Source organism: Citrobacter sp. Ce119 (genome assembly GCF_030334525.1).
Lineage (GTDB): Bacteria > Pseudomonadota > Gammaproteobacteria > Enterobacterales > Enterobacteriaceae > Citrobacter > Citrobacter europaeus.
The window spans coordinates 23,735-33,060 of the sequence record NZ_JAOWDR010000012.1 but is presented as its reverse complement, the minus strand read 5'-3'; the positions used below and the strand labels follow the sequence as shown (position 1 = coordinate 33,060).

At 53.1% G+C, this 9,326-nt stretch carries 6 protein-coding genes and 1 tRNA gene; 3 read left to right on the top strand and 4 right to left on the bottom strand.

Annotated features, from left to right (window positions below):
* Positions 1-3: 3 nt before the first annotated feature.
* Positions 4-79 (bottom strand) — tRNA-Gly (locus tag OGV80_RS00450).
* Positions 80-320: 241 nt separating this feature from the next.
* A complete protein-coding gene (orn, locus tag OGV80_RS00445; RefSeq protein WP_016151407.1) occupies positions 321-866 on the bottom strand; it encodes an oligoribonuclease in 546 nt (181 codons plus the stop codon).
* A 105-nt stretch (positions 867-971) separates the two neighbouring features.
* Here orn and rsgA point away from each other — a divergent pair, with 105 nt between their 5' ends.
* The 3 genes from rsgA (at position 972) to mscM (ending at position 6,418) form a co-directional block, all read left to right on the top strand.
* Positions 972-2,024 carry a small ribosomal subunit biogenesis GTPase RsgA gene (gene rsgA / locus OGV80_RS00440; protein ID WP_170928034.1) on the top strand — a complete coding sequence of 351 codons (1,053 nt, stop codon included), beginning with the start codon at positions 972-974 and terminating at the stop codon, positions 2,022-2,024.
* Positions 2,025-2,117: 93 nt separating this feature from the next.
* Entirely contained in the window at positions 2,118-3,086 is a 969-nt protein-coding gene (asd, locus tag OGV80_RS00435) for an archaetidylserine decarboxylase (protein ID WP_016155504.1), read from the top strand.
* A gap of 17 nt (positions 3,087-3,103) precedes the next feature.
* Positions 3,104-6,418, top strand: coding sequence for a miniconductance mechanosensitive channel MscM (gene mscM / locus OGV80_RS00430; protein WP_047406746.1), 3,315 nt, complete (start codon positions 3,104-3,106; stop codon positions 6,416-6,418).
* A 94-nt stretch (positions 6,419-6,512) separates the two neighbouring features.
* Here mscM and yjeM read toward each other — a convergent pair whose 3' ends face one another.
* On the bottom strand, positions 6,513-8,015 hold the full coding sequence (gene yjeM / locus OGV80_RS00425; protein WP_087052280.1) for a glutamate/gamma-aminobutyrate family transporter YjeM: 1,503 nt from the start codon (positions 8,013-8,015) through the stop codon (positions 6,513-6,515).
* 214 nt (positions 8,016-8,229) lie between these two features.
* Entirely contained in the window at positions 8,230-9,207 is a 978-nt protein-coding gene (epmA, locus tag OGV80_RS00420) for an elongation factor P--(R)-beta-lysine ligase (protein ID WP_003830517.1), read from the bottom strand.
* Positions 9,208-9,326: the final 119 nt, after the last annotated feature.

Below are 9,326 nucleotides of genomic sequence, written 5' to 3'. Positions count from 1 at the left end.
TTTTGGAGCGGGAAACGAGACTCGAACTCGCGACCCCGACCTTGGCAAGGTCGTGCTCTACCAACTGAGCTATTCCCGCAAATCTGTACTGCTTTTGTTGCTGCCGTAACGCGTAATTCTCTGTCGTTACGGGAGGCGCATTATACGAGAAATCCGTTTAGCTGCAACCCCCCTAAAAGCGATTTTCTTGTTTTTTCGTTTAAGTGCTGAATTTATCGGCAAGTCGTTTAATTTAGCGACAATCCTGACTTAGTGCAAGCTCGCAGGAACGATTTTCGTAGGCCGGGTAAGGCGCAGCCGCCACCCGGCAATCCACAAAATCAAAGCTTAATAAAATGTTCGCGATAGTAAGCAAGCTCAGCAACAGATTCACGAATGTCGTCCATCGCCTGATGCGTTCCCTGCTTGGTGAAGCCAGCCAGGATCTCCGGCTTCCAACGACGCGCCAGTTCTTTGAGCGTACTAACGTCAAGATAGCGATAATGGAAATACGCCTCCAGCTCCGGCATGTATTTAAACAGGAAACGACGATCCTGACCGATGCTGTTGCCACAGATGGGTGATTTCCCTTCCGGAACCCACTCTTTCAAAAAAGCCAGCGTGGCCAGTTCAGCTTCACGATCGCCCATGGTGCTCGCCTTCACGCGATCCACCAGCCCGCTACCGGTATGCGTACGTACGTTCCAGTCATCCATTAATGCCAACTGTTCGTCTGACTGGTGCACCGCAATTGTCGGTCCTTCAGCCAGAATATTCAGGTTGGCATCGGTCACCAGCGTGGCGATCTCAATAATGCGATCGCGCTCGGGATCCAGACCTGTCATTTCCAGATCGATCCAAATCAGGTTGTTTTCATTGGCACTCATGCTATTTTCCACCCTTCAGCGTCACATTCAGTGTGACTACATTGATCTAAAATTGTGTGTATCATAAATGTTTTGCCCATCATGGGCGACCAGGAGCCAGTCCGATTGAGTAAGAATAAACTCTCCAAAGGCCAACAGCGCCGTGTGAACGCCAATCACCAGCGTCGTCTGAAAACGTCCGCGGAGAAGCCAGACTACGACGACAACCTGTTTGGCGAAACCGCTGAAGGCATCGTTATCAGCCGTTTTGGCATGCATGCCGACGTAGAATCTGCTGACGGTGAGATTCACCGCTGCAACATCCGCAGAACAATTCGCTCGCTGGTTACCGGCGATCGCGTCGTCTGGCGCCCGGGTAAAGCGGCAGCAGAAGGCGTGAATGTCAAAGGCATCGTTGAGGCAGTACACGAACGTACCTCGGTTCTGACACGCCCCGACTTTTACGACGGGGTAAAACCCATCGCCGCCAACATCAACCAGATCGTTATTGTCTCAGCCATCTTACCCGAGCTGTCACTCAATATTATCGACCGGTATCTGGTAGCCTGCGAAACGCTACACGTCGAACCGATTATCGTACTGAATAAAATCGATCTGCTGGATGACGAAGGCATGGCTTTCGTTAACGAACAGATGGATATCTATCGCAACATTGGCTATCGCGTGTTGATGGTATCAAGCCGCACTAAAGACGGCCTGAAGCCGCTTGAAGAAGCATTAACCGATCGTATCAGCATTTTTGCTGGTCAGTCGGGCGTGGGTAAATCGAGCCTGCTCAATAATCTTCTCGGCCTGCAGGAAGAGATCCTGACCAACGATGTCTCCGACAACTCCGGCCTTGGACAGCACACCACCACGGCATCTCGCCTGTATCACTTCCCGCACGGCGGCGACGTTATCGACTCCCCTGGCGTACGTGAGTTCGGGCTGTGGCATCTGGAACCGGAACAAATCACGCATGGCTTTGTCGAATTCCATGACTACCTGGGCCATTGCAAATACCGCGACTGCAAGCATGATACCGATCCAGGCTGCGCTATCCGTGAGGCGGTAGAAAAAGGGACCATTGCCGAAACCCGGTTTGAAAATTATCACCGCATCCTGGAAAGCATGGCGCAGGTAAAAACGCGTAAAAACTTTTCTGATACAGACAACTGACAACTAAGCTAAGCATCGCTAGAATCGTCCCCCCTTTTTTCAGGATCCGGCCCGTATGCCGGATCGGGAACAAATTATGGCCTGGAGGCTACCTTGTTAAACTCATTTAAGCTTTCGCTACAATACATTCTGCCGAAACTATGGCTCACTCGCCTGGCGGGTTGGGGTGCGAGCAAACGAGCGGGATGGCTGACTAAACTGGTTATCGATCTGTTCGTGAAATACTACAAGGTCGATATGAAAGAGGCGCAAAAGCCGGACACCGCCAGCTATCGCACCTTTAACGACTTCTTTGTTCGCCCGCTGCGCGACGACGTTCGCCCGATTAACACCGATCCAAACGTACTGGTCATGCCCGCTGACGGCGTGATTAACCAGTTAGGCAACATCGAAGAAGACAAGCTTCTGCAGGCTAAAGGGCACAGCTATACCCTTGAAGCCCTGCTGGCTGGCAACTACCAGATGGCGGACAAATTCCGCAACGGTACGTTTGTAACCACTTACTTGTCTCCACGCGATTACCACCGTGTACATATGCCGTGTAACGGTATCCTGCGTGAAATGATGTACGTGCCAGGCGATCTCTTCTCTGTAAACATCCTGACTGCGCAAAACGTTCCGAACCTGTTTGCACGCAATGAACGCGTAATCTGCCTGTTTGATACCGAATTTGGCCCGATGGTGCAGATTCTGGTCGGTGCGACCATCGTCGGCAGTATTGAAACCGCATGGGCTGGCACCATTACCCCACCGCGTGAAGGCGTCATCAAACGCTGGACCTGGCCGGAAGGCGAAAGCGAAGGGTCGGTGGCACTGTTGAAAGGTCAGGAAATGGGCCGCTTTAAGCTCGGTTCAACCGTCATCAACCTGTTCGCACCTGGCAAAGTTAATCTGGTTGAGCAGTTGCAGGACCTTTCAGTAACGAAAATCGGTCAGCCAATGGCCATCTCAACCGAGACTTTCGTGACGCCAGAGGCAGAACCGGCCCCGCTGGCGAAAGAAGAGATCGAAGCAGAACACGACGCCAGCCCGCTGGTTGACGACAAAAAAGACGAAAGTTAAACATAGGAATCGCTGCTGTGCGCCTGATTATCACGTTTCTGATGGCCTGGTGCCTCAGCCTGGGGGCGTACGCTGCGACGGCCCCCGATGCCAAACAACTCACCCAGGAACTGGAGCAGGCAAAGGCGGCAAAACCCGCTCAGCCAGAAACCGTCGAGGCGCTCCAGTCCGCGCTGAATGCCCTTGAGGAGCGTAAAGGCTCTCTTGAGCGTGCCCAGCAATATCAGCAGGTTATTGATAACTTCCCCAAGCTGTCCGCAACATTACGCGCGCAGCTTAGCAACCTGCGCGATGAACCGCGCAATGTGCCAACCGGACTCACTACCGATGCGTTAAACCAGGAGATCCTGCAGGTCAGCAGCCAACTGTTGGAAAAAAGTCGTCAGGCCCAACAGGAGCAGGACCGCGCCCGGGAAATCGCCGACTCATTAAGCCAACTTCCTCAACAGCAAACCGATGCCCGCCGCCAGCTAAATGAGCTTGAGCGACGCATTGGTACCGCCAACGGTAACTCCGCGCAAAATCAGGCGATGCAGGCTGAATCCGCCAAACTCAAAGCCCAGGTCGATGAGCTGGAGCTGGCGCAGCTTTCCGCCAATAACCGCCAGGAGCTGGCGCGTATGCGTTCCGAACTGGCAGAAAAACAGAGTCAACAACTCGACGCTTACCTGCAGGCATTACGCAACCAACTTAACAGTCAGCGTCAGCGTGAAGCAGAGCGAGCGCTGGAAAGCACCGAACTGCTGGCGGAAAACAGCGCGGGACTGCCGGAAGGTATTGTCGATCAGTTCAAGGTTAACCGCGAGCTGTCTCAGGCCTTGAACCAGCAGGCGCAACGTATGGACCTGGTCGCCTCTCAGCAGCGTCAGGCTGCCAGCCAAACGCTGCAGGTCCGCCAGGCCTTGAATACGCTGCGAGAGCAGTCTCAGTGGCTTGGGGTCTCAAATATGCTGGGTGAAGCGCTACGAGCGCAGGTATCCCGTTTACCGGAAATGCCTAAGCCTCAGCAGTTGGATACCGAAATGGCGCAGCTTCGCGTACACCGCATGCGCTATGAGGACCTCCTCAACAAACAGCCGCAACTGCGTCAGATTCATCAGGCCGATGGACAACCGCTGACCGCTGAACAGAGCAGCATTCTCAACGCCCAGCTACGCACCCAGCGTGAACTGCTGAACTCTTTGTTACAGGGCGGCGATACGTTGATCCTTGAGCTGACCAAGCTCAAAGTCTCCAACAGCCAACTGGAAGATGCGCTAAAAGAGGTCAATGAAGCAACGCACCGCTATCTGTTCTGGACGTCAGACGTTAGCCCTATCTCGCTCTCCTGGCCTGTCGACATCGTTCAGGATCTACGGCGTCTGATCTCATTAGATACGTTTAATCAGTTAGGTAAAGCCAGCATCATGATGCTGACCAGCAAGGAAACGCTGCTACCTCTATTCGGTGCGCTGGTGCTGGTTGGATTTAGCCTCTACTCTCGCAAACACTTTACCCGTTTTCTGGAGCGCTCATCAGCGCGGGTCGGGAAAGTCACCCAGGACCATTTCTGGCTGACAATACGCACAGTGTTCTGGTCGATACTCGTCGCCTCGCCCTTGCCGGTACTGTGGGCAACGCTCGGTTACGGACTGCAGGAAGCCTGGCCTTATCCGTTGGCTGTTGCTATCGGCGATGGCGTAACCGCCACGGTGCCCATGCTGTGGGCGGTAATGATTTGCGCCACCTTTGCGCGCCCCAACGGTTTGTTCATTGCCCATTTTGGCTGGCCGCGGAACCGCGTCGCGAAAGCCATGCACTACTACCTTATGAGCATCGGGCTGATTGTCCCGTTGATCATGGCGGTGATTATGTTTGATAACCTCAATGACCGGGAATTCTCCGCCTCATTGGGACGTCTGTGCTTTATTCTGATTTGCGGTGCGTTGGCGGTCGTGACCCTGAGCCTGAAACGCGCCGGGATACCGCTATACCTCGATAAAGAGGGCAACAGCGATAATATGGTCAACAGCATGCTGTGGAATATGCTGATGGGCGCGCCGCTGATTGCTATTCTCGCCGCAGCAGTGGGTTATCTCGCCACGTCACAAGCCTTACTGGCGCGTCTGGAAACGTCCGTGGCGATTTGGTTCTTATTACTGGTGGTGTATCACGTCATCCGCCGCTGGATGCTCATTCAGCGCCGCCGCCTGGCGTTTGACCGCGCTAAGCATCGACGCGCCGAAATGCTGGCGCAACGCGCGCGGGGTGAGGAAGAACCACCGCATTCCACCAGCCTTGAAGGCGCGATTGATGTTGATGAAAGCGAAGTGGATTTGGATGCGATCAGCGCGCAATCGTTGCGCCTGGTGCGCTCTATCCTGATGCTTATCGCCCTGCTCTCGGTCATTGTGCTGTGGTCAGAAATTCATTCCGCTTTCGGCTTTCTGGAAAACATTTCGTTGTGGGATGTCACCTCCACGGTGCAGGGTGTGGAAAGCCTGGAGCCGATAACGCTGGGTGCGGTGCTCATCGCAATACTGGTATTTATTATCACCACCCAGCTAGTGCGCAACCTGCCCGCACTGCTGGAGCTGGCGCTGCTGCAACATCTGGATTTAACCCCCGGCACCGGTTACGCCATCACCACCATCACAAAGTATCTGCTGATGCTGATTGGCGGTCTGGTTGGCTTCTCGATGATCGGTATTGAATGGTCCAAACTGCAATGGCTGGTAGCGGCTCTCGGTGTTGGTCTGGGCTTTGGTTTGCAGGAGATCTTCGCCAACTTTATTTCCGGCCTGATTATCCTGTTTGAAAAACCAATCCGCATTGGCGACACGGTGACGATTCGCGATCTTACCGGTAGCGTGACGAAAATTAATACCCGCGCCACTACCATCAGCGACTGGGACCGCAAAGAGATCATCGTGCCCAATAAGGCCTTTATCACCGAGCAGTTCATCAACTGGTCGCTGTCCGATTCGGTCACCCGTGTGGTATTAACCATCCCGGCGCCGTCGGAGGCTAACAGCGAGGAGGTTACGCAGATCTTGCTGACTGCCGCACACCGTTGCTCGCTGGTTATCGATAATCCGGCGCCAGAAGTCTTCCTGGTTGACCTGCAGCAAGGGATTCAAATCTTCGAACTGCGTATTTATGCCGCTGAAATGGGGCATCGCATGCCGCTGCGCCACGAGATCCACCAACTGATTCTGGCTGGCTTCCGCGAGCACGGTATTGATATGCCGTTCCCACCGTTCCAGATGCGTCTGGAGAGCCTCGGCGGTAAGCAAACAGGGAGAACATTAAGTTCTGCGGGCAGAGGCAGTCGCCCGGCGGGAAGTTTGTAGCGCATGATCCTGGCAAGAAATGCCAGATGGCGACCCGTTGGGTCTTATCCGGCCTACGAAGATGCCTCTTTGTCGGCCGGATTAGGCAGGTCGTTTATTCCACCGCCCACTCAGGATTGTTGGCCGTGCGGCGGCTATAGTTCTGATAAATCGCCATCGCCAGCAGCGAGAAGAAGATCGGGCCGCCGGTCATCCACAATGCGCTGTTCCAGTCCCCAGCTTCAATCACCGGCTGGATGATGGTGAACACGTTGGCAAACGTCACCACCAGTACGACCACGCCGGTTGCCAGTAACGTCGCTGCCCGGGTTTTAAAGACCACAAACGGTCTTTCCAAACCCACACGGGCTTTAAAGAACGGAAACGCCAGCGCGAGGAACAGATACGGCAGCGTCATCGAGACGTTCGCCATCAGGGTCAGTTTGTTATAGAACGCTGAAGCCGTATCGCCGCCAAACGAAACCAGCAGAATAAACAGGCTCACCAGCAGGCACTGCAACCACATTGCCGTCGTCGGCATCCCCACCGCATTCAGTTTGGTCATCGGCGCGGGCCACAGCGCCTTTGGCGTTCCCTGAATAATCGCTTTCAACGGCGAGTAGCTGAGCGTGAAAAAAGCGCCGGTATAGGCGAGGAACATAGAAAGCCCGGTGATACGCGCGAACCACACGCCCATCGCCATCGCAGTTTCAGGGGAAAGATGCAGCGCGTTACCTAACGTCATCCCGAGGCTTTTCATCAGGATATAGGTAATATTCCCGAGGTTAACCGAGCTATTGCTTAATACCTGCTGCCAGTTGGTGCTAACGCCCCATAAAAATATAGCCAGTGAATAACCGACAGAAATGACAATAGCGGCAAAGACAATTCCTTTCGCAAAGTTCTTTTCTGGCTTTTCTGTTTTATCAACTAATCCACCCACGGCTTCTATTCCGCCGTAAGCAAAAATGGCAAACACAACAAATGACAACATTGCCAGCCCGGACTGATATCCTGGGTTAGGCGAAGAGATAAAATTAATATCCTGTGCAAAGTGGCCACCAGTTAATAACAAAATGGCGACACTAACTAACAACAGAACTAAATTAAGACACATTACGGCAATTCCGCCTACAGCCGTAATACGAGCAATCTTATTAATTCCCCGGGATGCCACGCAGGTCACCAGAATCATCCAGCCGACGGCAAGCAGCCCCACGACCTGCGTAGGCTCAAGCCCCGCGATACGCCAGTGTTGCGTCATGTCTGCGCCAAATAAGAAGGTTGAAAAAGGTACCCAGACTTTCGCCGCGGTACTTACCATCCATATCACATAGGAAGAAAACCACATAAACGTGCCGATAAATGCATAGCGTGGCCCAACGCTATTATTCATCCACGAATAGATTCCGCCCTCTTCTTTGCGATAGGCCGATCCCATTTCCGCCATCATTAAAGCAAATGGGATAAAGAATAATAATGCAGAAAATATATACCACGGAATCGCGCTATACCCCATTAAATAGAACGCGGAGGGGCTATTAGCAAAACCGAAAACAGACGTAAATATCATGAGGATGAGACCAATCAGGCTCATCTTTTTTATTGTTTGGGTCATCAAACCATCCCTTACTCTGGCAAGCGTTTAACAAACGCCGCTCACCGATTGGCACTGATCTCTTTGCAGAGTTCAGCGATAGAAAAATCAACACAGAATTGATACCTGAACGATACCAAATATCCAGGAGTAAATTGTGGCTATTAGAGGGGAAATGAAAAAATATGCTACAAAGTGGCTATTTTGCCGCCACTTTGTATTACAGAAGCGTAAGTTATGCGCGATCGACGGTGAATGCGATAACCTCGGCCAGGCTCTCTGCGCCCAGCGCCAGCATCACCAGACGGTCAACGCCCAGCGCCACGCCAGAGCAATCCGGCATGCCCACTTTTAACGCTTCAAGCAGATTGGTATCAATAGGCTGCTGCGGCAAGCCACGAGCGGCACGTTTGCGGTTATCCTGTTCAAACCGTTGCTGCTGTTCGCGCGCGTCGGTCAGTTCATGGAAACCATTCGCCAGCTCAATACCTTTATAGTAAACCTCGAAACGTTCAGCCACGCGATGATCTTCGGTGCTGATTTGTGCCAGTGATGCCTGGCTGGCCGGGAAATGATACACAAACGTCGGTTTGTCTTTACCAATATGCGGCTCAACGCCCATCGTAAACAGCAGCTGCAGCAAGGTGTCCCGGTCTTCTTCGGTATCTGCGATATTGCTGAGATCCAGCTTCGCCGCCACTTCCCGCAGTTGGGTTTTATCCGCAGACAGCGGGTCTATCTCCAGATGACGCTGGAAGGCTTGCTGGTAAGAGAGGCTTTCCGCAGGCGAACAGTCCAGCACCTGCTGGAGCAAATCGTCCACCTCATTCATCAGCCGATACATATCGTAGTGCGGACGATACCACTCAAGCATGGTGAATTCAGGGTTATGATGGCGCCCCATCTCTTCATTACGGAAGCTGCGGCACAGTTGATACACCGGGCCGCACCCTGCCACCAGCAAGCGCTTCATATGGTATTCCGGGCTGGTCATTAAATAGAGATTCATTCCCTGGGAATGTCCAGGGCCGACGAAACGCGTTTCGAACGGGAACAGATGAATGTCCGTTACCGTTGCCTGACTCATACAAGGGGTCTCAACCTCAAGCACGCCACGATCGGCAAAAAAGCGGCGAATCTCCGCTATAATTGCAGCACGTTTTAACAGATTGGGGATGGACGCGCTCGGCTGCCAGGTTGCCGTTTCGCTCATGTTTGTTTCTCCGATTTAAGACAAGGGCACGAAGTCTACTCGTATCGCGTTAACGAGACAAATTTCGCGCAGCAGTAATCAGCGCTGGCAATAGGATAAAAAAAGCGACGGGGGGTGGT